The sequence below is a fragment of the Alteromonas sp. C1M14 genome (assembly GCF_018860965.1).
In the GTDB taxonomy this organism is placed as follows: domain Bacteria; phylum Pseudomonadota; class Gammaproteobacteria; order Enterobacterales; family Alteromonadaceae; genus Alteromonas.
The window spans coordinates 84,695-107,637 of record NZ_JAHKQF010000015.1 but is presented as its reverse complement, the minus strand read 5'-3'; the positions used below and the strand labels follow the sequence as shown (position 1 = coordinate 107,637).

The following is a 22,943-nucleotide window of genomic DNA, read 5'->3' as shown; positions in this document are numbered from 1 at the left end:
AAAAAGGGCTTAATCGCCAAGTCGGGTACGCGCTGCGATGGTAAGCTTTCCTAACAGTACAAGGGCGGCATCCACCACCTCATCAGAGATATCAGCGATCATGGATGCCTCTTCTGCAATCAGACTTTTGCGTATGGTTGCATAGAGTTCTTGGCCTTCAGCGGTGAGTGACAATTGCACAGCGCGCTGGTCAAGGGGATCTAAAGACTTGAGCGCGTAGCCTTTGCGAAGTAATGCATCAACCACACGGCTTGTTGTGCTTTTATCAAGGCACATTTCTTCTGCTAAGGCTTTTAGCCTTAATGGGCCGCGTTTAACCAGAGTTTCAAGGGCGTAGCACTGAGCCACCGACACGTTATGGCAGCATATGCTTTCCCGATCACGGAACTGATGCACCCGGATCAACTGGTTGACGGCTTCATAAAGGGCTTCTGCACGCTTGAGTTTTGAGTCCATTGAGATATCACATACTTTATGTTGTTATTAACAACAATATCTTAATGGTTGGCTTTCTGCAATCCAAAATGTTGGGCAGGTTTGTGTGAGAGGAGGGCGCCATATGCGCCCGTTTGGTGAAACACAAAGTTTAGATACGCCCAAATTGACCCTGCTTGAGGTCGGTAAAAGCCTGAGCAATCTCCTGTTTGGTGTTCATAACGAAGGGGCCATGCCCCACCACAGGTTCATCGATCGGCTCGCCACTGAGTAGCAGCACCAAACTGTCTTGCTGGCCATGCAGTTTCACTGTGCTGCCTTCATGACTCAGCAAGGCCATACTACCTACACTAAGTGGCGCAGAATCATTGACGCTAACGGCCCCTTCGAGGATCACAACCGCTGTGGTCCAGCCTTCAGGCACATCAAACTGGGTTTGACCGTCTGCGTTTAGTGTTATATTCCACACCTGCATGGGACTAAACGTACTGGCGGGTCCTTGGTGGCCAAGAAACGCACCGGCTATGGGGCGCACTACACCGGCGTTATCAGCAAGGGGGACGTGGGGTATCTCATCCTTAGTGATTTTTTGATAATCAGGAGGTGTCATCTTGTGCTGTTTCGGCAAGTTGACCCAAAGCTGCACCATCTGCAGATCACCACCGTTTTGGCTAAAGGCCTTGGAGTGGAATTCTTCGTGCAATATTCCTGCGCCAGCTGTCATCCATTGCACATCGCCTTGGCCGATAACGCCGCCTTTGCCGGTGGAATCTTTGTGCTCAACTTCCCCTTCATAGACAATTGTGACGGTTTCAAAGCCACGGTGAGGGTGTTCTCCCACGCCTCGTTTGAGGCCGTCACCGGGAAATGTCATGGGGCCGGCATAATCCAATAATAAGAAAGGACTAAGGGCTTGCGCTTGATCGTGGTACGAAAACAGGGTACGAACAGGAAAGCCGTTGCCCACCCAATGAGGAGAAGGGGGGTTAATGGTGGTTACGAGGGTTTTCATAGGTTTCTCCTTACGTTGGCTTAGTTAATATCATATAGCTGGTACAATAATTCTGTAGACTGCTAAAATGGGTTTCACTGTTCCAAAAATAGAACGATGGTTATGCACGATTTGAATGATCTTTATTATTTTGTCAAAGCGGTGGAATACGGCGGCTTTTCTGCAGCGAGTCGGGCGCTTTGTATTCCGAAATCTACGTTGAGCCGCCGCATTGCAGGGCTTGAAGAACGGCTTGGCACCAAGTTGATTTATCGTTCTACCCGTCGTTTTCATTTGACCGATGTGGGGTTGACCTATTTTCAGCACTGTAAAGCCATGTTGGTTGAAGCGGAAGCGGCCCAAGAAGCCATTGATTCAATCACCGCTGAGCCAAGAGGGACCATACGACTAACCTGTCCCATTGCCCTGTTGCATGCGCATGTGGGAAAAATGCTGGCTGAGTTTATGGTGACCTATCCCCAGGTGACGATTCATTTAGACGCTACCAATAGAGAAGCGGATCTTATTGCTGAAGGTGTGGATATCGCAATACGGGTACGGCCGCCACCCATTGAAAATAGTGACTTGGTTATGCGGGTGTTATCTGAGCGTAATATGAGTATGGTGGCCAGCCCCGAACTTATTCATCACCAACTTGTACCAACCGAGTTGGCTCAACTGAATAGCTGGCCATCGCTAGGACTAGGGCAACCACAATATCAGTTTGTGTGGTCTTGGTACTCACCAGCTGGGGAATTGATAGACGTGCCGTTTAAACCGCGCTTGATTACTACTGACATGGTGGCCTTACGCAATGCGGCGGTAGCCGGCGTAGGCGTGGTACAGTTGCCCACATTGATGGTTAGTGAACAAATTACTGACGGTAGTCTTATTCGATTGCTTGATGGCTGGCAAGCGCCCAAGGAAATTATACATGCGGTCTTTCCATCTCGACGGGGTTTGCTACCGGCAGTGAGGGCCTTAATTGACTTTCTGGCAGATGGCTACGGAAGCTTTAATGAAACCTAGTTCAGCCCTTGTGATTGATGGGCGTAAACGTAAGGCTGCGGTGTCCTATACCGCCACCGCAATTGGTAGGTGAAACAGATTATCAGGCTGGTATAAAGCCTCTACCAGCCTGATAAAATGTATGATTAGGGGTTAATGCTCTACCGCGCTATCTTGTTCCTTTTCGGTCATTGGGGTTAATTTGTCATTTGCGGCGGCATCGATTAACGCTGTGGCACGGTAATCAGCCAATGCAAAATACTCTGGGCGAGTGGACACTTTAAGAATGTATCTGTCGTTGTCATCTTTACCAATCTGATAGTCAATATCATCCTGTTTATCGGTGGTAACCGTTAGCGACAGTAAGGGTGTTGATAAGTGATATTCAGCCTTGTTGTCTTTCCCTAAAACCGCGTCATACTGAATATTAGCAATGAGGCCTACAAGGGTATTTACCCCATCATTATCTAACTTTTTATTTGCAGCTAATGTAGGCGCTTCCCAAGCCGGTGATAACCCGGGCTCGGCGTGCTCATTAGGCTCGCTCGCCTCAGGGGCGCTAACAGTTGATCGCTGAATACCTAAACCGTTAACCGTTAGGTCGGTTATTGCCGACTTATCGATCTGTACAAGGGATTTATCCACCCAGTCATTGCTGTCTACAGGGATCGTGTAGGTAGCCATTTTTATAGCGTAGATGTCATCACTTTTGTCCGTTCTTGCATGTACCTGCTGCATGGCTGCAGAAGATCCAAGGTATACCTGAGTCAGGGTTTTATCGGCGGCCTTCAGGGTGATGCGTCGTTCAAAGGTGTTATCTGAAACATGAAAACGTTTCTGGGCACTTTTGCTTGTGGCAACAGGGTGGGTTACCTGTGTTGTTGATAACTGCGCCAACAATTGTTCAACCTTAGCGGTGTTGGCTGGGAAGTTCTGCTTTTGCGGCAAGACCCAGCGTCCATCAATATTGGCTAGCTGAACATGACTGTCATCGGGCCCCGAAATGATTAACTTATCGACACTGTCTTCATCGAATGTAAGCAAATTTACCGGTACGCTTTTGGCTGTCATATCTTTGCTACTCAAAGGGATACCCAGCGACAAAATAATCTGAGCAACTAGCAAGATGACGAGAAACTTAACGGTGCTCTTCATTTATTTAACCTCCGCTAAAATAGCTTTGTATTTGCGTGCGTCGCTGGCAGCCACACCTCGACGCCATATCCAGATAGCCAATAGTGCAATGACGGCAAGTCCATAATTAGTCCATTCCCACCATCGTTGTTCCCCTGGTGTCATTGGTATTAAGGTTCGCGCTAGTTGCGTTTGTCCTCTAAGGGCTAATAACCCCCGATCTTCAAGGGACCAGTCGATGGTATTTTGAACAAAGTCGACGGGTTTGGTATACAGCGTATTTAAGCCCTGAGAGATCAAATTAATGGTGGCATCGGAGGCAAAGGTATTGCTAGATACCACGGTAAGGCGGGCCGATGAAGGCGAGCGCGTAATGACACTACCGATGGATGTATTGGTATCATCAGCCGCTGACGCTTGTGCTTCATCGCCACTATTTTCATCCGTGTTACCCGTGTTACCCGTGTTAGCCGTGTTAAGAAGGGGAGAGGGCTTACCCTCATAAAAAGACGTAAACTGCCCTTCTATGGCAACTCCGAGTAAATAAGCATGGTGTTCATCGGCTGGGGGGAACCCAGTATCAGGGTATTGTTCATAGTTGGGGATGAGGTCAAGATTGTCCGACGTCCAGCTATTTTTTGAGCTGTACAGTAGTGGTGCAACTTGGCGATCTTTATTTTTCTCCTTATCAATATGAATTGGCGAAGCCCAATTGAGGGTTAACTGCCCCAAAGATGCAGTAATGGGGTTGTCCTGGTTAAGGCTGTCGCCCCGTAAATCTGGGAAGTGGGGGTAGGGAAGCATACGAATTTCTTGAATAGGTAGGCCACCAATGTAGCGCTGCACAGGCACAGGGAGGGCTGTATTTTGGGGGTCAAGAACCAAGGAATCGTCAATTTCTACACCATAGTGGGCAAGCCAATCGCTTAATCCCGATGTTTGTTTGCTGGCCGTGAGACTTTGGTTAACTTGCACATTATAGGGGGATGTCATTAACACCACACTGCCCCCTTGCATTAAAAACTGATCGACAGCAAAACGTTGGGTGTCGGTGAGCGCTTGGGGAGAAAGTACCAGTAAGAGATCGCTATCCTCAGCAACTTGGCCATCGGCAAGGTCTTCATCTTTTACCCGAACATTTTCTTTAAGTACTTTTTCCAACGCGGTATACCCTTGGGCGTTAGGCCCGTAGGCGGCAGGTTTTACCACAGAAACTGTTTTTAGTACGCCCGGAGTTAAGCGATGCAATGCACTATCAAGGGCCCGTTTAAGCGCATTTTTATCAAGGGTTTCTGGAAGGGGCACCTGCACTGTTTCCCCGTCACTTTCTAGCACCATGTAAAACCAGAAAGGCTTGGGATCGAGTAAGCTGGCCACCTGTGGACTAAAACCGAATTTCTGTGTTAGTGCTTCTGCCAAGGTGCCATTGTTGGCCTCTGGATCAGCAAATTGCACGGCAAATTTATCACCGGCTTGTTTTTTCCAATCATCAAGTAACGATTGCAGATCAGAACGTAGGTTTTGTAAGGATTCTGGCAACTGTTCGCTAGGAGACATATAACCCTTGAACACCACTTTATGATCTATCGTGTCAAAGGGATCCCCTGCTGCTTGAAAACTTCCTGCTACTTTGCGTATGGCCCGGGTAATGGCATATTCAGGGTTTTTCAATAACACATCTAAATCTTGCCCGGTTTCAGATTTTACCTCGATGAGATCTTGAAACCCTAAGGTTTCAAATTGATCACCGTAAGAAATAACCAAATCAAAGTATGAACTAACAACAGCGGATTGATATCGGTCGGCGGTTTGAAAGGGAACCGGTTTGATCCCAAAGCGCGAGGCGGCTTCTTCTTCGGCGTCTTGATCTTGGGTCGGATCAATGAATTCAACATTCACGCGGCCATCGCTTTTAATGGCATATTCTTTAAGTAAGTCTTCAAGCTGGGGGACTAATGGGGCAAGCAAAGGATGGGTTTTAGCAGAAAAATAGCCCCTAATTTGAAGGGGTTCTTGTAACGACGCAAGCTGACTGTCAGTGGCGTCAGATAAGGAGTACTGCTGATTTTCAGTGATATCAACCCGCGCCCATGGGATAGTATTAAGCCAACAATTTGCGATTACAAAATTAGCGATGGTCAGTGCCACAGCCCATTGATAGTAACGGTGGCTTTTAGAAATGGGGTTACCGGCCCAGCGCAAACGTTCTAATGAAAACAGATTGAGGGTTAAAAATACGCCCATTATGGAGAGGTAATAATAGACATCTCGAATATCCAATACCCCACGGGTGATAGATTCAAATCGGCTTCCGGTGCCCATTAAGGCCAACACTTTGCTTATGTGCCCGCCAAAAAGGTCGGTGAGTGTGGGTGAACCAATAAAGTAAAACAAACCACAAACGATAACGGTGAGAATAAGGGCCACGACGGGATTATCGGTTCGTCCACTCATGTATAAACCGATGGCAATATAGGCGGCGGCTAAAAATAAAGTGGCCACATACCCTCCGATAACAGGTCCCCAGTCTAGTGGACCTAACAGTGAAACCGTAAAGGGAAGGGGGAGAGTAAGGAAAAGTGCTAGCACGACTAACGACAATGTGGCTGCAAACTTCCCTACGATCAATTGCAAAGGCGATACCGGTGAGGTCAGGAGACTCTCTAATGTCCCCGCCCGGCGTTCTTCGGACCAAGCGCGCATAGTGAGAGCGGCGATAAGAAAAATAAGCAATAGCGGTAACCATTGGAAGAGGGGTCTTACATCGGCAATATTGCGCGCAAAAAAGGTCTCAACCCAGAAAAAGACAAAAAGGGTTGCTGCCAGAAAACCACCTAAGAAAAGATAGGCCGCGGGAGTTGAAAAGAAACCACGGAATTCCTTGCGGATAATTTGCATGAGAATAGATGAATAATTAGACATGTTGTACCTCTTCATTAACCTGAGCAAAAAGGGTTTCAAGGTCATGACGTTCGGTGGTGAGTTCATACAGTTCACAATTAGCCCCGTTTACTGCGCGGGCAATGTGGGGTGCATTATCAGGTTGTGTTTTGATGCGGTAACGTTTGCGTTGTGGCAAAGACGGCAGTTCTTCCACTTCGTTGACTTGGGGTAAGTCGCGCAAGAGCTGCTTTATATCATTGTTAACGCTTAGCAATAGGGCGTCATCTTTTTGCAGTTCGGCAAGTTTTGCGTTCACCACAAGACGACCGGCGCGCAGTATTAGCACCCTTTCACACACCGCCTGCACTTCTTGCAAAATGTGCGTGGAGACGATTACTGTCGCTGTTTTAGCGAGTTCTTTGATCAGGGTGCGCATTTGTCGAATTTGGGTCGGATCCAACCCATTAGTGGGTTCGTCAAGGATCACGATTTCAGGGGCGTGCAAAATGGCTTGGGCTACCCCCACACGTTGTCGGTATCCCCGAGACAACGTTTGAATGGGCGCGGTAGCTTTATCTTTCAGTGCCGTTCGACCAATGGCATTGGCGATGGCGGCTTTACGTTGGGCTAAAGGGATATTGTGCAGGGAGGCCTGATAATCGAGGTAATCGATTACCGTCATTTCAGGCCATACTGGGCAGTTTTCCGGCAGGTAGCCCATTTTGGCCTGTATTTCTTTGGTGTGTTGTCCAATGGCTAAGCCATCAACCAAAATCTCACCTGAGGTGGGTTCGAGATAGCCGGTTAGCATTTTCATAATGCTGGTTTTACCGGCACCATTATGACCTAGTAGCCCGACAATCTCGCCGCGCGCTATTTTAAAGCTAACATCGTTAACCGCACTAAAATTGCCGTAACGACGTTCCAGGTGTTTTGCCTGAATCATGGAGTTTCTCCTAAGTTAGCATTTTACATTTTTTGTTGGACAGTCAATGTCTATCGAGCCAGTACGGCTGGTGAGTGACATAGAGAAAAAGTTGGTCTAGGGCTTGTTCGACGACCAAAGAACAAACAGTCGTGTGTAGGATGCAGGCACGTAAGGGTGCCGATGTAGGAAAAGAAAAAGCGTTAACACAAGAGCGATGTATTCTATTCATAAGTCATCAAAGTAAGCGAGCTAGCCAGTAACATGTCCGTATGATGAAAGTTCAATAAAATGGGTTGGCAGTCATCCAAGTTCTTGTTTAACAACAGATGTATGTAAAGATACTGATACCAACTCGAGTGCAAAAATAATAACTGACAAGGGAAAATTCAACGCACTATGAGGGGGTTTACGGCTAATGGGAGAAACAACAAGGCAAAGCGCCAAGTAATCACAAGAGGCTTTTTTGTGAATAGATAAGGAGCCATAAAAAATCCGGCTACCTAGAATAGGTGCCGGATTTTACGTAGAGCAACCGTCTTGTTAGCGAGAGAAAATGTTTAGCTGCGTTTTAAATCAAAGCGATCGTTACGCATCACTTTCACCCAAGCGGCAACGAAATCGTTCACAAATTTTTCTTTCGCATCCGCTGAACCATACACTTCAGCAATGGCACGCAACTCAGTGTTAGAGCCGTAAATTAAGTCCACTGGAGTCGCTGACCATTTTAATTCACCGGTTTCTCTATCGACACCTTCATAAACGCTAACATCACTGTCTGATTTTTGCCATTGGGTACCCATATCCAATAAATTCACGAAAAAGTCGTTGGTTAATTGTCCTGGGCGAGTGGTTAAAATACCGTAGTTTGAGCCATCCGCGTTGGCGTTCAATGCACGCATGCCTCCTAGTAATACGGTCATTTCCGGCACGGTAAGGGCAAGTTTGTCAGCTTTATCAACCATCATCACCGCCGGTGAACGATATTGATCCGCAGTGTAATAGTTTCTAAAGGCATCAGATGTTGGCTCAAGTACCGCAAAGGCCGCGACATCAGTCATTGCTTGTGTGGCATCCATTCTGCCTGGAATAAAGGGAACCTCAATATCCATGCCTGCGTCTGCAGCTGCTTTTTCTATAGCGGCTGCGCCGCCAAGCACGATCATATCAGCCAAAGATACTTGGGCTTTATTGGACTGCTTGTTGAAATCAGCTTGAATCGCTTTTAACGCAGAAAGCACTTTTTGTACTTCTTTAGGATTATTGATTGACCAATCTTTTTGCGGTGCTAAGGCGATACGAGCGCCGTTGACGCCGCCGCGCATATCGGTATCCCGGTAGCTTGATGCTGCAGACCAAGAAACACGAACCAGTTCTTGCACGGTCAAACCACTATCTAAAATACGATCTTTAAGCATGTCAGCTTGGCTCGCCGACACTAAGGGATGATCCACCGCTGGAATAGGATCTTGCCAAATCAAATCTTCATCAGGCACTTCGTCTCCGAGGTAGCGCGCTTTGGGACCTAGATCACGGTGATTTAATTTAAACCAAGCTTTGGCAAAAGCCAGTTCAAATTCGCTCGGATCCTTGTGGAAACGCTCGGCAATTTTTCTAAACTCAGGATCTTCTTTTATTGCCAAGTCGGTGGTGAACATAATAGGCGCGTGACGCTTGCCTTCAATATGCGCATCAGGGGCCATAAATGCTGCGGCTTCTGTGGTGGGGATCCACTGAATGGCTCCCGCTGGGCTTTTCGTTTGCTTCCATTCAAAGCCAAATAAGTTATCTAAATAGTTTGTTGTCCACTGGGTAGGCGTGACGGTCCATGACCCTTCTAAGCCACTCGTCATGGTATCTTCGGCATTGCCTTTACCGCATTTATTTTTCCAGCCTAGCCCTTGCTCTTCCAATGCTGCGGCTGCCGGTTCTGCATCTAAACAATCAGCAGGTTTGGCACCGTGAGCTTTACCGAAGGTATGTCCGCCAGCAATTAACGCAACAATTTCTTCGTCATTCATTGCCATGCGGCCAAAGGACATACGAATATCTTGAGCGGCAAGTAGCGGATCAGGGTTACCATGGGGGCCTTCTGGGTTTACGTAAATCAAACCCATTTCCACCGCTGCTAGTGGGCCTTTTAGCTTACCGTTTTCATCACGACGCTCATCGGTGAGCATTTGCTCTTCTGGGCCCCAGTAAACGTGGTCTGGTTCCCAATCGTCTACACGTCCGCCACCAAAGCCGAAGGTTTTAAAGCCCATGTCTTCTAGTGCCACATTGCCGGTTAGTGCAATAAGATCGCCCCAAGAAATATCGCGACCATATTTTTGTTTGATCGGCCACAGTAGGCGACGTGCTTTATCTAAGTTTGCATTATCCGGCCAACTGTTGAGAGGATTGAAACGTTGTTGTCCGCCGCCAGCGCCGCCTCTACCGTCGATGGTTCTGTAGGTGCCTGCGGCATGCCAGGCCATACGAATAAAGAAAGGTCCATAGTGGCCATAATCTGCAGGCCACCAAGGTTGTGAGGTGGTTAAGGTATCGCGGATATCTGCTTTTACCGCATCTAAATCAAGTTTTTCAAAAGCGTCAGCGTAATCGAAATCGTCACCGTAAGGGTTTGATTCTATGGCGTGATCCCGCAACGGAGAAAGATTCAGTTCGTCAGGCCACCAAAATTTATTGCTTTTCGGGGTTTGGTTCATGACTTCGGTGCTATCATTCATTGTTGCGGCCGATGAAAGGGCGGGTAAGCCCATCGCAATGGCGACAACAATGGTTATATGTTTGAGTTTCATGGTTGGTATCCTCTCTTTTATTTTTTCGTACCGTGCTGTTTGCCGCTAAAATATGATGTAAAAGTAGAGATAGCGATAATGGCTTTAATCGATTGTGTTAATCAGTTTTTAGTATGACTACATTATTTTTTTGAAATATCGGCGTATGCATAGGGCAAGAGTAAGAGGAAATGCGAGGGCGGATGCGTGCTCAAAGGCGCAATCAAAAGCGAAACTGCAGCGTACTGATGGCACATTAAACGGTTGAAGCAGTCCGTTTTAGTTGTTGCAACGTAACAGTGTGCAAAATTATTTAAAGAGGATGTTTTATGCGAGCATATGGTTATAAGCAAGCGTCAAAGACATTGTCTGAAACCACCATTCAGGCAGTTAATATAGCCAAACCCGTTCCTGCGGGCCGGGATTTGTTGATACAGGTACATGCCGTGTCGGTCAATCCCGTTGATACAAAAATCCGTAAAACCGTGTCACCCCCTGCCGATGAATTTAAAGTATTAGGATGGGATGCGGTGGGTGTGGTTGCAGATGTAGGTAGCGCCACCTCTATGTTTAAAAAAGGTGATCGGGTATTTTACGCCGGCGATATTTCCCGGCCCGGCAGCAATGCAGAATATCAATTAGTGGATGAACGTATTGTTGGGCATGCTCCTACTTCATTAACCGATGAACAAGCCGCTGCCATGCCTTTAACCTCATTGACCGCCTATGAGTTACTGTTTGACCGACTTGGGGTTGCCAAGGGGAAAGCCAGCGAAGGTAAGGTTTTATTGATTACCGGTGCCGCAGGTGGGGTAGGCTCTGTATTAGTGCAATTGGCGCGACAGTTAACGTCGTTAACCATCGTAGGCACCGCCTCAAGGCCGGAAAGTCAGGCTTGGGTAAAACGTATGGGGGCACACCATGTCATTGACCACGGTGGGTCACTTAGCGAACAATTTGACGCCTTGGGATTATCCGGCGCCGACTATATTGCAAGCCTAACCCACACTAATATGCATTTTGAAGCCTTGGCAAATATTGTTAAGCCCCAAGGCAAAGTGGGCTTAATTGATGATCCCGGTAGCATTGATATTGGTTTGCTTAAGCGTAAAAGTGTGTCGCTACATTGGGAATTTATGTATACCCGCTCGTTATTCAACACGCCTGATATGGGCAAACAGCAGCAGATCCTTAACGAAATCAGTCGTATGTTGGATGAAGGAACATTGATTTCTACCTTAGGAAAACACCTTGGTGTGGTGAATGCAGAGAATATTATCAACGCCCATCAATTACTCGAATCCAACAGGTGTATCGGAAAGTTAGTTCTAGCCCCTTTTGAATATGCGTAACCGAGAAGGTTTCGAAGGGTTTGTTAAATGTTGAGGTGGTGCACGCCTTATCTCAGTAAGGCGTGACCATTACAAGAAGGTTAATTGAAAACCAAGCCCTATGCGTTCTTGACTACGGTTATAATCAATTAGGGAATCGCCATAACCGTTAAAATATTGCAATAAAATATCGTAGCGATCCGTTAGCGGATAGGTAAGATCTAATTGAATACTGCCTCGGTTATTGCCGAAATTAAGGTTGTTTCTTAGTAATGCTAAGACCTTAAAGTCACCGATTCTGGTGCCATAACCCAACTCCATCCTACCGTAATAGTCGGTAATATCAGGGTTATCATCACCGGCGGTATCAAACTCATCGACCTTCTCGTCTTCTGGTATGCGATACCAAGCCTTAAGGTAATACACATTATCGTAATCACTAAACAGCACCGAGGCAAAAATACGATTCCAACTTCGTGAACGGTCGCCACTTTGTCCGTTAGACATGTGGTTAAAACCGAGTTGCAATGCATTAAAGTCGTAACCTAATAAGGAGATGTCGGCTTTTCGCTGATAAAAAATTTCTGGTTGATAATTAGTTTCTCGAAAAGGTTTAGACACTTCACTGTTGTAGAGTTGCCAAAATGACGTCACGGTAAAGCCTAGGTACATGCCATTGGCGGAGTCGTCTTGTAAATACAAAGGCAGTTTTACACTTAACTGAAATTTGGCTTCTTTGTTGTCCACATTCTCTGGTGTTAAATCTTGATTACCCGCTGAGTTAGGATTAGTTACATAGGTTATAGGTAGAATATAATTTTGATAATGCTGGGTAATAGAAAAACGGTTTCCTAAGGATTCTGTATCCGCTTTCATCCTTGAATTTAAAATGCCCGGTGACGCGATTTGGGACGGTGTGGTTTGGACTCTATCTTGTACCGTTTGCTCATCTTCTTGCGCTACCCCAAGGGGGCTTATCATTATGAGAACTAAAGCCAAGCCATTACACTTTAATAGATTCACTGTCGGTCCTTTTTCTTTTAGAAATGTAAAGTCTGGCCTTCCGATGCGGCAAATAGTTCTACCTCGGACTCTGCAATGGTGATGTATTCGTTACAGTGGGTCACCACATTGTCGATGTCGTCATCTGTACGCTCAGGATCATGGCTATATAATGCTAACCGTTTTGCATTGGATGCCATGGCTAACTTTACCGCTTCTTCGGCAACAGAATGGCCCCATCCTGATTTGGCCGGCATATCCGAAAGCATATATTGCGCGTCATGAATAATAATATCTGCATCCCGAGCAAATTCCACAAAGGTCAGAAAGTCGGTTTCTTTCTTGTATGGAGGATACAGTTCATTGTCTGTGATATAGGCGATTTTCACGCCATTTTCTTCAATACTGTAGGCGCTGCCTTTACCGGGATGATTCATGGGAAGACGACTAATGGTGGCACCGCCAATGGTCCAAGATTCAATGTCTTCAGGAATGGGCGTTAATGTTATTTTGGACGTGAGGGCACTGGACGGTACCGGGAATACGGAGCCTTCCATTTGCTTTAATATTTGGTCATATTCGGGTAACGATGTCATTCCCGGGGTGATATTGATTTCTCTACCTGGCTGATAAATTGGCGCGAAAAATGGAAACCCTTGAATATGATCCCAGTGATTATGGGTAAGAAGAATATGAATGGGGGTTTGTTGGCCGATAAGTTGATTGCCCAGTAGCCTGATGCCAGTGCCGGCATCCAAAATAATATCTGTGCCATCAGATAGTTGTATATGAACACAGGCCGTATTACCTCCATACCGAACGTATTTTGGACCTGGAGTTGGGATTGACCCTCTTACGCCGTAAAAGGTAAGTTGCATGCTTGCTCCTGATGCACAGTAACGTGAGCCGAGCATAAAGCTCGGCTGCTATCCGTATATTAAGTTTATAGCGTGGCGACAAAGTCGCCAACTTTATCGAGGTCTAAAAGCGTTTTTTCGCCTGTACGACGGTTTTTATATTCGACTTGTTGGTTATCGAGGTTTCTTTCGCCAATAACGATGCTGTGCGGTATGCCCACAAGTTCCATGTCGTTAAACATGACCCCGGGACGTTCTTTACGATCATCAAACAAAACTTCAACGCCTTGCTCGCTTAACGTGGCGTATAAGGCTTCTGCGGCATCTTTAATACGTTGAGACTTGTGCATATTCATAGGAATAATGGCCAAGGTGAAAGGGGCGATAGGCTGTGGCCAGATAATGCCATATTTATCATGGTTCTGTTCTATGGCCGCAGCCACAATACGGGATACGCCTATACCATAGCAGCCCATGGTGAGCGTTTGGTGTTTGCCAGTTTCACTTAACACCCCACAGTTCATGGCTTTAGAATATTTATCGCCTAACTGGAAGATATGTCCCACTTCAATGCCGCGTTTAATTTCTAACTCGCCTTTTCCACAAGGTGAGGGGTCGCCAGCTACCACGTTGCGAATGTCTGCGCTGGTCACCTCGTCGGCCCAGTTTGCATTCTTTATAAAGGTATCGGTTTCACCGCCACCGCAGGTAAAATCCGCTAAAGCTGCTGCAGCGTGATCCACAACAACCGGTATCGGCAACGCCAGCGGATTGGCAAACATCGGGGCGCATCCCAGTATGGAAGCGGCTTTTTCTTCTGAAGCAATGCTCAGTGGTGAGGCTACATCAGCAAGCTTTTCGGCTTTTATTTCATTAAGGACATGGTCTTGGCGTAGTACTAAAGCGACGAAACGCTCGGGTTGGTCTTCTAGCTCATTGCCTTTTACCACGACGACCTTCAGTGCATTTCCAGCGTCTAATTGGTTTGCTTCGAAAAAGGCGTCAAGCCCTTGGTCTTTTGGTTTTGCCAGTGTTTCTGCTGATGCGCCGCTAGAGGTGGCTTTGGTTTTAGGGGCAACGGCTTCGGCTAACTCTACGTTGGCAGCATAATCGGAGGCGGTTGAAAACGCGATGGCGTCTTCACCGGATTCTGCCAATACATGGAATTCGTGTGAAACCGACCCACCAATAGAGCCAGAATCCGCAATAACGGGTCGATAATCAAGACCTAAGCGTTTGAATATATTGCAGTACGCTGCATACATTTTATCGTAGGTTTGCTGTAACGATGTGTCGTCAAGGTGAAAGCTATACGCATCTTTCATGGTAAATTCTCGACCGCGCATAATACCAAAACGGGGGCGCACTTCGTCTCTGAATTTAGTTTGAATTTGATAAAGGTTAACCGGTAACTGTTTGTAACTGCTGATTTCATTGCGAACCAATGAGGTAATTACTTCTTCGTGGGTCGGACCTAATACAAAATCACGATGGTGACGGTCTTTAATTCTAAGCAGTTCTGGACCGTATTCCTCCCAGCGACCAGACTCTTCCCACAGATCTGCTGGCTGTACCACAGGCATCAATACTTCAATGGCACCTGCTTTATTCATTTCGTCACGGACAATGCCGGCGACTTTATTGAGTACTCGTAGGCCACTTGGCAGCCACGAATATAAACCTGCTGCGAGTTTACGGATCATACCGGCTCGTAACATAAGCTGGTGGCTGACAATTTCAGCATCCGCAGGGGTTTCTTTTTGCGTTGACAACAGATATTGGCTAGTGCGCATTACGGTGACTCATCCTATAACATCAAATATAAACCGCGTCATTCTAGCAGTATAAAAATAGCCGCAAAAGCCGTTTTTCCGGTTTATTGATGAAGGTGGGAATTTGCGCTGCTAACTTCCGATATTTTGGTCTATACGGGCAATATCTAACACATAGATGGCATCTGACTTGACCTGCCAACTAATATCAGTGTCGTATAAGGCAACTTTGTAGATTTTATCGTCATTTATTTGTCCGTGACGATAGGCTGGGCGAGGGTCTTGGGATAACACGGCGCGGATAAGGTCGACCAAATCCGGTAATTGGGCCTGCCTCTTAGCGCATTGTTCTTGTGCCGTGTCACTAAATATCACGGGACGCTGAGGGATGCTACCGTAGGTATCAAGGTTATCTGTCGCGTGGGGCAAACTATCGGCATAGGCCACATAGGGCTTAATATCGACAATAGGTGTACCATCAAGGAGATCAACACCAAACACAGTAAGAACGGCTTTTCCTTGACGTACGGTTACGCCGCCATTTTTTACCACGGACAGACCAATATTATTTGGTCGATGTGTACTGCGACTGGCAAATACGCCCAGTTTCGCATTGCCTCCCAGTCGCGGGGCTTTAACGGCAGGTTTCCAACCTCGATGGGCGGTGGCATGAAAGTGGAACATCACCCAAAGGTGGCTATATTGTTCTATGCCTGTAAAAGCGTGAGGGTTTGCATAGGCGTCATAAAATTGAATCACGCCCTTGGCATTCGCCAAATTGGGTTGCCGTGGAATGGCAAACTTCTGTTTAAAAGGGGTAGTGATGGTGCCTATAGGTTCAATGGACGGCATGGACGTATTCACACTGGCAGCATATTAAAAAAAGAATGTCACAATTATCACATATTCTTTTGTTAGCGTAAGCACCTTAAGTTAGTTCATTGGCATAAACACGCTGGTCGACTTCTTAATCCCTGGAATCCTTATTTTTAACCCTGCCTTCTGTGCAGGGTTTTTTTATGCTTTTGTGTTGGGAACAAGTGCTTGAAGTCCCTGAATGTGGCACTATTAACTGAAGGGGGGATGGTGCTTTCTTTATTGCCGCCACATAAAGCCATCCGTTATCGCATTATTAACACCAGTAGCAAATGGAACGCTATGATCGCTGTAGAAAATCTAAGCCGTCGTTTCCACGGTTTGACGGCCGTAGATGACTTAACATTTACCATCAAACCCGGTGAAATAGTGGGTTTTCTTGGCCCTAATGGAGCAGGGAAGTCAACCACGATGAAAATGCTCACGGGGTTTCTTACGCCGTCATCGGGCTCGGTGAGTATCGACGATCTTAGTATGTCCACGCAGGCTAAAAAAATACAACAACGTATTGGTTATTTACCTGAAGGCGCACCGCTATACAATGATATGACGGTTTTCCAGTTCTTACACTTTATTGCCACTGTGCGCGGTCTAAAGGGGGCAACCCGCCGACAACGCCTCAAGCACGTAATTGATAAAGTGGCATTACAGGATGTGTTAAACCGCAGAATCGAAGAGCTCTCAAAAGGCTTTCGTCATCGTATCGGTTTGGCCCAAGCTCTTGTCCATGATCCTGATATTCTTATTTTAGACGAGCCCACAGATGGGCTAGATCCCAATCAAAAGCATCAAGTTAGAGAGTTAATCCGCGCCTTATCAAAAGAAAAAATCGTGATTATCTCTACCCATATTTTAGAGGAAGTCACTGCGGTATGTAACCGCACCATGATCATCGCAGAAGGCAAATTACGTTTTGATGGTACGCCGGCAGAGTTGCAACAGCGTTCTCGCTACCATCAAGCGGTAACGTTACATTTTAGCTATGCGGCAGATATTTCTGGTTTGGCAGAAATAGAAGGGGTAGATGAAATGGTTGTTGACCGTCATTCCGGTGATGTGACGTTATTCCCTGAGCCGGGGAAATTGATTATGACTGCCGTGGTGGAGCATATTAGTCACTTTCGTTTACCGGTGGATAAATTCACCATTGAAGATGGTCGTTTAGAAGACGTGTTCCGAGAAATAACTACCCAGGAGAGTACACAAGGAGAGGTCACGGAATGAGACGTTGTTTTGCCATAGCCCGCCGAGAATTTGGTAGCTTTTTTGCTACTCCTGTGGCGTATGTCTACCTTTCAATATTTTTGGTGTTAAGCAGTGTGCTGACATTTTTTGTTGGTGATTTTTATCATCGCGGGCAAGCGGATTTACTCCCCTACTTTAGCTTTCATCCGTGGTTATATTTATTACTGGTGCCAGCGTTCGCCATGCGAACTTGGGCAGAAGAGCGAAAAGCTGGCACCATCGAGTTACTTATGTCGTTGCCGGTTTCTGTGGGAGAAGCGGTGGTGGGGAAGTTTCTGGCGTGTTGGCTGATCTTAGCGCTCGCGCTTATGATGACGACCCCATTGTGGCTAACGGTAAATTACCTAGGCAATCCTGACAACGGCGTGATTGTCGCGGCATATATTGGAAGCTGGCTAATGGGAGGGGCGTTTTTGGCAATCAGTATTTGCGTCTCGGCCCTTACTCGAAATCAGGTCGTCGCCTTTATAGTTGCGGTGATAATGTGCGCTGTTTTTGTCGTCAGTGGCTTTGAAATGGTGCTTGATATATTCAGAAGTTGGGCCAGCAATACAATCATCGATACTGTCGCATCGTTAAGTTTTCTTACCCACTTCGATACCATGTCTCGTGGCGTACTTGCGGCCGATGATATTGTTTACTTTTTGCTGGTTATTACGGTGTGGCTGTATGCATGTAGTATTATCGTCGATGAAAATAGGGCGGCGTAGAGATGAAAAAACTCAATGCAATTATTAGCCTAACCCTGTTGGCCATACTCTTCGTTTTATTGGTTTATATTAATAACACCTACTTAGGGCGATATCGGGCGGATCTAACAGAAAGCCAAATTTTTTCCTTGTCTGCCGGTAGTCAGCAGGTGCTTCAGTCCCTCGACGAACCAGTGACGCTGTATTTCTTTTATTCAGATACAGATACGGCGGGTATGACATCGTTACGTAACTACGCCAGCCGTGTTAAAAGTTTATTGGAAGAATATGTTCAAGCCGCCAATGGCAAGTTGAAGCTGCAGGTGATTGACCCTATCCCTTTTTCTGCCAGCGAAGACAAAGCAAACCAGTTTGGGCTGACCGGCGCGGCCATTGGCCATTTGGGTGAGACCATTTATTTTGGTCTGGCCGGCACCAATTTGCTTGATGATCAGTTTACTATTCCATTTTTTGATCCGAAAAATGAACAGTTTCTTGAGTACGATATCAGTAAACTGATTTATCAGCTCACAGAGCCAGATACCATGACGCTGTCCATTGTGACTGATTTACCCGTGGCCGGTGGACAAGATCCGGTCACAGGGCGATACGTCGGCCCCATGGTGTTTTATCAGCAGCTTTCCCAGCTTTATGACATTCATATTGTGCGAGCCGATGATGAGGCCATCGCAGATGGAACCGACGTGGTGATCCTGATGCATCCTCAAGGTTTGTCGGACAGCTTGCTGTATTCTATTGATCAGTTCGCCATGCACAACGGGCGTATTCTTGCCTTTATCGATCCCCACTACGAAGCCGACGCGGTGGCATCATTACGATTCCAGCAGGCCAACTCATCGTCGTTGCCGTTGTTAAAAGCCTGGGGTATCAAGACAGATTTAACCAACGTGGTGCTTGATGCCCAATTAGGACTCGATTTTAGAGATGAAGACGGCAAGCGCATTAAGCACTTTGGTATTTTAGGTCTCACCGCCCAGCAACTTGATCGCAACGATGTGACTACCGCAAATTTAGAGTCGTTAAATGGTGCGTCTTTTGGTGCGTTAGAGCCAATTTCTAAACCGGGTCTTACCATGACACCCTTGATGCAGTCTTCCACCAATGCTGGGCTGACCAATGCCGATAACTATGCGGAAACCTTAAGGCCTGCATCGTTGCAACGGCGCTTTGGCGGGAATACAACAAATTACATTCTGGCGGCAAGGTATACGGGTAAAGCCCGATCTTACTTTCAAGCCCCTGAGTCACCGGTATTAGCCCAAGACTACAAGGCCGCCACCCAAGATCTGAATCTAATTGTTGTTGCAGATGCTGATTTACTGTCAGATCGATTTTGGGTACAGCAATCGCCCTTTTATGGCGAAACCCTATTTACGCCATTTGCCAACAATGGTGACTTTGTTGTTAACGTGATTGAGAACCTGACCGGTAGCAGCGCCTTAATTGGTATACGCGCCAGAGGAACCTTTGCTAGGCCTTTTACCCGGGTGGAAGAGTTGGAAACCCAGGCCGAAGAAAAATACCGTGAACAAGAAGAAGTGTTGCAACAACAGTTAGCAGACAATGAAGCGGCACTTAGCGAATTACAAAACCAGCCGGGTCAGGGCGGCAATATTGTTTTCTCTGATGAACAACAAATGGCCATTGATGAACAAATCGCAAAGCGGGTCGCTATCCGCCAGGCATTACGAGAAGTGCGCTATAAATTGGATCAAGAAATTGATCGGCTTGGTAACAGATTAAAAATTGCGAATATTATTGTTGCCCCACTTTTACTTATTTTACTGCTGTTAGTTTGTGCCTTTGTGTTCAAGCGACGGGCTAGAAAGTTTTATACCTCGGAGTCGTCATGAGTTTGCGGATCCTTATTCTTGCTTTATTAACCTTCGGCGCTGGAAGCTTTGTCTGGTGGGTCGAGTTACAAACACAAAGAGAAGACGAGCAGCATTCCGCTGAGCAATCTTTGGCGGTGGATATTGCCCGCGCGGCCAAAGACATTCAAAGAATAAAAATCGAAAACCACAACGGCGTGCTTTTTTCCGCGGTGAAAGAAAAAGATCAATGGTTGGCTACCCATTTAGATACCATCATGACATTTCCCTCGGATACAGGGAAATTAGCGCAATTTGCCGGTGCCTTAACCAATATCGCGGTGGTTGAGTCGAAAACCGCAAATGCGGAAAACTATACGCGTCTTGGGGTAGAAAGTGTGCGCAGCGAAGACGCCCAATCGGTATTGGTAGAAATCGGTGGCCCACGGGAGGTTTTTTCTTTGCTGGTGGGGCGCATGGCAAAAGGGCAACGGGGTACCTATGTGCGTCAGCCTGAAGAACAGACAAGTATGTTAGTTAGTGAACGCATACCGTTGCCGGCCACTCAAGGCGATTGGCTAAGTCGTGATGTCATGCCATTTAAAGAGAAAATGCTCTTGAGTGTGGTAAAAGAAGTAACGGGTACGTCGCCTCTGGATTTTGAAAGAAAAGAGGATGGGGAATGGACTATCCCGTCCGTTGATGAGGGCGCGCTTTATCATCCGCTCGCCGTATCAGAAGCGGTGAATGGGTTAATGCACATTGACTACGAAGCCGTAAAGCCGTTCCTTCAACACGAGTGGAATGAGGTGACGATTGCACAGCAATGGTTGTTTACCCTAGAAGACGAAAGCAAAGTTTGGTTGTACGTGTCCACGCCAGATGAAAATGGACACTATCAATTGTGGATCAACACCCCAGATTCGCCCCATTGGGTATCGGAATGGGTATTTGTTCTTTCAGAATATCAAGTGCAGCCCTTTGAGGTGTCCCTATCTACTCTGCTGCAATCTTAATTGACTCGCTAGGCTTTGCCGTCGCGTTTTAACTCGGCGAGCAAGGCATCAAAGTGTGCTGCCCCCAAGGTGTTTGCTTTACGGATATTACGTTGGTAAATGGCGCTGGCGTCTTCTTTTTCTTTCATTGCCATGTCGATATCTACTTCGCGGATAATATGTAACATGGGGTAGGGGCTTCGATTCGTGTAGTTGGCGGCTGAATCTGGATCTTGCTCTGCAAACACATAGTCAGGGTGAAAACTGGCGAGTTGAAACTCGCCAGTAAAGCCACTTCTGTCCATGAATTGTTCCGCCATCCCGAGTAAATCAAGATAAGTATCGAATGCCTCTACGCCATTGGGATAGATAATCAAAGTGGTGGTGATATGTTCGCCACACTGAAGCTGTTTGCATTGCTCGTAAAGGGTTTCAAGCATGTCAGCAAAATCAGCGCTAGGTTGCACGATATAGGCAATTTTTTCAGGCACAAAGACCGGTTTGGCGAAAGGGCAGAAATTATAGCCTATTACCACTTTTTCTAACCATGCCCGAGTAGCACTGATTATGGCGCTGTTCATGAATGATATTTTACGTATGCTTCAAGGGTATTTTCTATCAGACTTGCCACTGTCATGGGGCCAACACCACCGGGAACCGGTGTGATCCAACCGGCACGGGTTTTGGCTTTCTCGAAATCCACATCACCGACCAACGAGCCGTCTGATAAGCGGTTAATACCCACATCAATCACAATAGCACCTTGTTTGATCCAGTCGCCGGGAATGAAATTCGGTTTACCTACAGCCACCACCACAAGATCAGCACGAAGCACATGGGCTTTTAAATCTTGGGTGAATTTATGACAGGTGGTGACGGTGCAGCCCGCCAGCAATAACTCAAGTGACATAGGACGGCCAACAATGTTGCTAGCGCCGATAATCACCGCATCTAACCCTTTAACCGGCCGTTTAGTGGCTTCTATCATGGTCATGATCCCTTTTGGGGTACATGGGCGCAACGCAGGAATACGTTGTGCTAATCGGCCAATATTATAAGGATGAAATCCGTCCACGTCTTTTTGCGGTAAAATTCGTTCGAGAATTAATTCAGCGTTTAAACCAGCAGGAAGGGGCAGTTGTACCAAAATGCCATCGATTTCATCGTCTTCATTCAGTGTATCTATTAAAGACAGCAGTTCATCTTGGCTAGTATCGGCCGGCAGATCAAACGAACGAGAAACAAACCCGACTTCTTCACAGGCTTTACGTTTGTTGGCGACGTATACTTGCGAGGCCGCGTCGCTGCCCACAAGGACAACGGCAAGACCAGGACAACGTTTATTGGCCTCTTTTAAAGAGTCTACATAAGCAGCTACATGTTGGCGAACTTGTTTGGCAATTACTTTGCCATCGATAAGGTGGGCACTCATTCAAGGTTTCTCGTAAATATCAGTTGCCTATATTGTTTCATAACTTGTTAGTTGATGACAAAGTGAAAATCATCATGAACAGGGGAATAATTGGCTAAAAAAGAAGTAGATTGGATGTATTGTGAGCGGTTAGCATTTTTGCTGAAAAAAGTGTTTGACGAGGTAGGGTCTTGTCGGTACTATGCGCACCCCGTAACGGTAGTGAAGTTCACAACCGCTACACAGTCGGTGAGTGGCGCAGTTTGGTAGCGCACTTGGTTTGGGTCCAAGGGGTCGCAGGTTCAAATCCTGTCTCACCGACCATTTTTGCAAGCTTCGATTCGTCGAGCGTCCGTAGCTCAGCTGGATAGAGCAACGGCCTTCTAAGCCGTGGGTCGCAGGTTCGAATCCTGCCGGATGCGCCATCGGCGAGTTGGCAGGAACTACTGACATTGCTTATGCAATGAAGTAGAATAAGTTTGCAACGCACTTTACAGTGGTGGGCGTAGCTCAGTTGGTAGAGCCCCGGATTGTGATTCCGGTTGTCGTGGGTTCAAGTCCCATCGTCCACCCCACTTTCTCCCTTAGTATAAAGGGTGAAAAAAGTGCACTCCCCTTAAGTCGGTTTTATAAACCGCCTATGACGCATATCATGTGGTCTTAGATTTCTTTTTGTTCGGTGAGTGGCGCAGTTTGGTAGCGCACTTGGTTTGGGTCCAAGGGGTCGCAGGTTCAAATCCTGTCTCACCGACCATTTCCCCCTAAATTCCTTATTTT

Annotated in this window: 18 protein-coding genes and 4 tRNA genes; 10 read left to right on the top strand and 12 right to left on the bottom strand. The window is 46.7% G+C overall.

Annotated elements, in window-relative coordinates; genetic code table 11:
- Positions 1–9 precede the first annotated feature (9 nt).
- Together KO501_RS12980 and KO501_RS12975 are read right to left on the bottom strand one after the other, a co-directional pair.
- A complete protein-coding gene (locus KO501_RS12980; RefSeq protein WP_216030100.1) occupies positions 10–456 on the bottom strand; it encodes a MarR family transcriptional regulator in 447 nt (148 codons plus the stop codon).
- Positions 457–586: 130 nt separating this feature from the next.
- Complete coding sequence (locus tag KO501_RS12975) at positions 587–1,447, bottom strand: pirin family protein (RefSeq protein ID WP_216030099.1); 861 nt, start codon at positions 1,445–1,447, stop codon at positions 587–589.
- 102 nt (positions 1,448–1,549) lie between these two features.
- Between KO501_RS12975 and KO501_RS12970 the strand changes: the two genes are divergently transcribed.
- Complete coding sequence (locus KO501_RS12970) at positions 1,550–2,455, top strand: LysR family transcriptional regulator (RefSeq protein WP_216030098.1); 906 nt, start codon at positions 1,550–1,552, stop codon at positions 2,453–2,455.
- A 132-nt stretch (positions 2,456–2,587) separates the two neighbouring features.
- Here KO501_RS12970 and KO501_RS12965 read toward each other — a convergent pair whose 3' ends face one another.
- The 4 genes from KO501_RS12965 to katG form a co-directional block, all read right to left on the bottom strand.
- Positions 2,588–3,589 (bottom strand): DUF4340 domain-containing protein, encoded by a 1,002-nt coding sequence (locus KO501_RS12965; RefSeq protein WP_216030097.1) that lies wholly within the window; start codon positions 3,587–3,589, stop codon positions 2,588–2,590.
- Positions 3,590–6,490: a Gldg family protein gene (locus KO501_RS12960; protein ID WP_216030096.1), complete on the bottom strand. Its 2,901-nt coding sequence runs from the start codon at positions 6,488–6,490 to the stop codon at positions 3,590–3,592.
- Positions 6,483–7,397 carry an ABC transporter ATP-binding protein gene (locus KO501_RS12955; RefSeq protein WP_216030095.1) on the bottom strand — a complete coding sequence of 305 codons (915 nt, stop codon included), beginning with the start codon at positions 7,395–7,397 and terminating at the stop codon, positions 6,483–6,485. Before KO501_RS12955 ends, KO501_RS12960 begins: the two co-directional genes overlap by 8 nt.
- A 539-nt stretch (positions 7,398–7,936) precedes the next feature.
- Positions 7,937–10,138, bottom strand: coding sequence for a catalase/peroxidase HPI (gene katG / locus KO501_RS12950; RefSeq protein WP_289847305.1), 2,202 nt, complete (start codon positions 10,136–10,138; stop codon positions 7,937–7,939).
- Between the two features lie 347 nt (positions 10,139–10,485).
- Here katG and KO501_RS12945 point away from each other — a divergent pair, with 347 nt between their 5' ends.
- A complete protein-coding gene (locus KO501_RS12945) occupies positions 10,486–11,508 on the top strand; it encodes a zinc-binding alcohol dehydrogenase family protein (protein WP_216030093.1) in 1,023 nt (340 codons plus the stop codon).
- A 69-nt stretch (positions 11,509–11,577) separates the two neighbouring features.
- On the opposite strand, the gene KO501_RS12940 is transcribed toward KO501_RS12945, so the two are convergent.
- The 4 genes from KO501_RS12940 to tsaA form a co-directional block, all read right to left on the bottom strand.
- Entirely contained in the window at positions 11,578–12,468 is an 891-nt protein-coding gene (locus KO501_RS12940) for a phospholipase A (RefSeq protein WP_216030092.1), read from the bottom strand.
- A gap of 59 nt (positions 12,469–12,527) precedes the next feature.
- Positions 12,528–13,367, bottom strand: coding sequence for an MBL fold metallo-hydrolase (locus tag KO501_RS12935; RefSeq protein ID WP_216030091.1), 840 nt, complete (start codon positions 13,365–13,367; stop codon positions 12,528–12,530).
- A 65-nt stretch (positions 13,368–13,432) separates the two neighbouring features.
- Positions 13,433–15,139, bottom strand: coding sequence for a proline--tRNA ligase (locus KO501_RS12930; protein WP_216030090.1), 1,707 nt, complete (start codon positions 15,137–15,139; stop codon positions 13,433–13,435).
- A gap of 111 nt (positions 15,140–15,250) precedes the next feature.
- Positions 15,251–15,982 carry a tRNA (N6-threonylcarbamoyladenosine(37)-N6)-methyltransferase TrmO gene (gene tsaA, locus KO501_RS12925; protein WP_354667833.1) on the bottom strand — a complete coding sequence of 244 codons (732 nt, stop codon included), beginning with the start codon at positions 15,980–15,982 and terminating at the stop codon, positions 15,251–15,253.
- Positions 15,983–16,276: 294 nt separating this feature from the next.
- Between tsaA and KO501_RS12920 the strand changes: the two genes are divergently transcribed.
- The 4 genes from KO501_RS12920 to KO501_RS12905 are packed head-to-tail and all read left to right on the top strand — an operon-like array spanning position 16,277 to position 20,776.
- Complete coding sequence (locus KO501_RS12920) at positions 16,277–17,218, top strand: ATP-binding cassette domain-containing protein (protein WP_216030618.1); 942 nt, start codon at positions 16,277–16,279, stop codon at positions 17,216–17,218.
- Positions 17,215–17,949, top strand: a complete 735-nt coding sequence (locus KO501_RS12915) for an ABC transporter permease (protein ID WP_216030089.1) — start codon at positions 17,215–17,217, stop codon at positions 17,947–17,949. Before KO501_RS12920 ends, KO501_RS12915 begins: the two co-directional genes overlap by 4 nt.
- 2 nt (positions 17,950–17,951) lie before the next feature.
- The gene (locus KO501_RS12910) at positions 17,952–19,802 is read left to right on the top strand and encodes a Gldg family protein (RefSeq protein WP_216030088.1); all 1,851 of its coding nucleotides are present in this window, start codon (positions 17,952–17,954) and stop codon (positions 19,800–19,802) included.
- On the top strand, positions 19,799–20,776 hold the full coding sequence (locus KO501_RS12905; RefSeq protein ID WP_216030087.1) for a DUF4340 domain-containing protein: 978 nt from the start codon (positions 19,799–19,801) through the stop codon (positions 20,774–20,776). Before KO501_RS12910 ends, KO501_RS12905 begins: the two co-directional genes overlap by 4 nt.
- A gap of 8 nt (positions 20,777–20,784) precedes the next feature.
- Here the strand turns inward: KO501_RS12905 and KO501_RS12900 are convergent, their stop codons facing one another.
- Positions 20,785–21,336, bottom strand: a complete 552-nt coding sequence (locus tag KO501_RS12900; protein WP_216030086.1) for a DUF1415 domain-containing protein — start codon at positions 21,334–21,336, stop codon at positions 20,785–20,787.
- Positions 21,333–22,187, bottom strand: a complete 855-nt coding sequence (folD, locus tag KO501_RS12895; RefSeq protein ID WP_216030085.1) for a bifunctional methylenetetrahydrofolate dehydrogenase/methenyltetrahydrofolate cyclohydrolase FolD — start codon at positions 22,185–22,187, stop codon at positions 21,333–21,335. Before folD ends, KO501_RS12900 begins: the two co-directional genes overlap by 4 nt.
- A 226-nt stretch (positions 22,188–22,413) precedes the next feature.
- Between folD and KO501_RS12890 the strand changes: the two genes are divergently transcribed.
- The 4 genes from KO501_RS12890 (at position 22,414) to KO501_RS12875 (ending at position 22,920) form a co-directional block, all read left to right on the top strand.
- A tRNA-Pro gene (locus KO501_RS12890) sits at positions 22,414–22,490 on the top strand.
- A gap of 24 nt (positions 22,491–22,514) precedes the next feature.
- A tRNA-Arg gene (locus KO501_RS12885) sits at positions 22,515–22,591 on the top strand.
- A 74-nt stretch (positions 22,592–22,665) separates the two neighbouring features.
- Positions 22,666–22,741 (top strand) — tRNA-His (locus KO501_RS12880).
- Between the two features lie 102 nt (positions 22,742–22,843).
- Positions 22,844–22,920, top strand: a tRNA-Pro gene (locus KO501_RS12875).
- Positions 22,921–22,943: the final 23 nt, after the last annotated feature.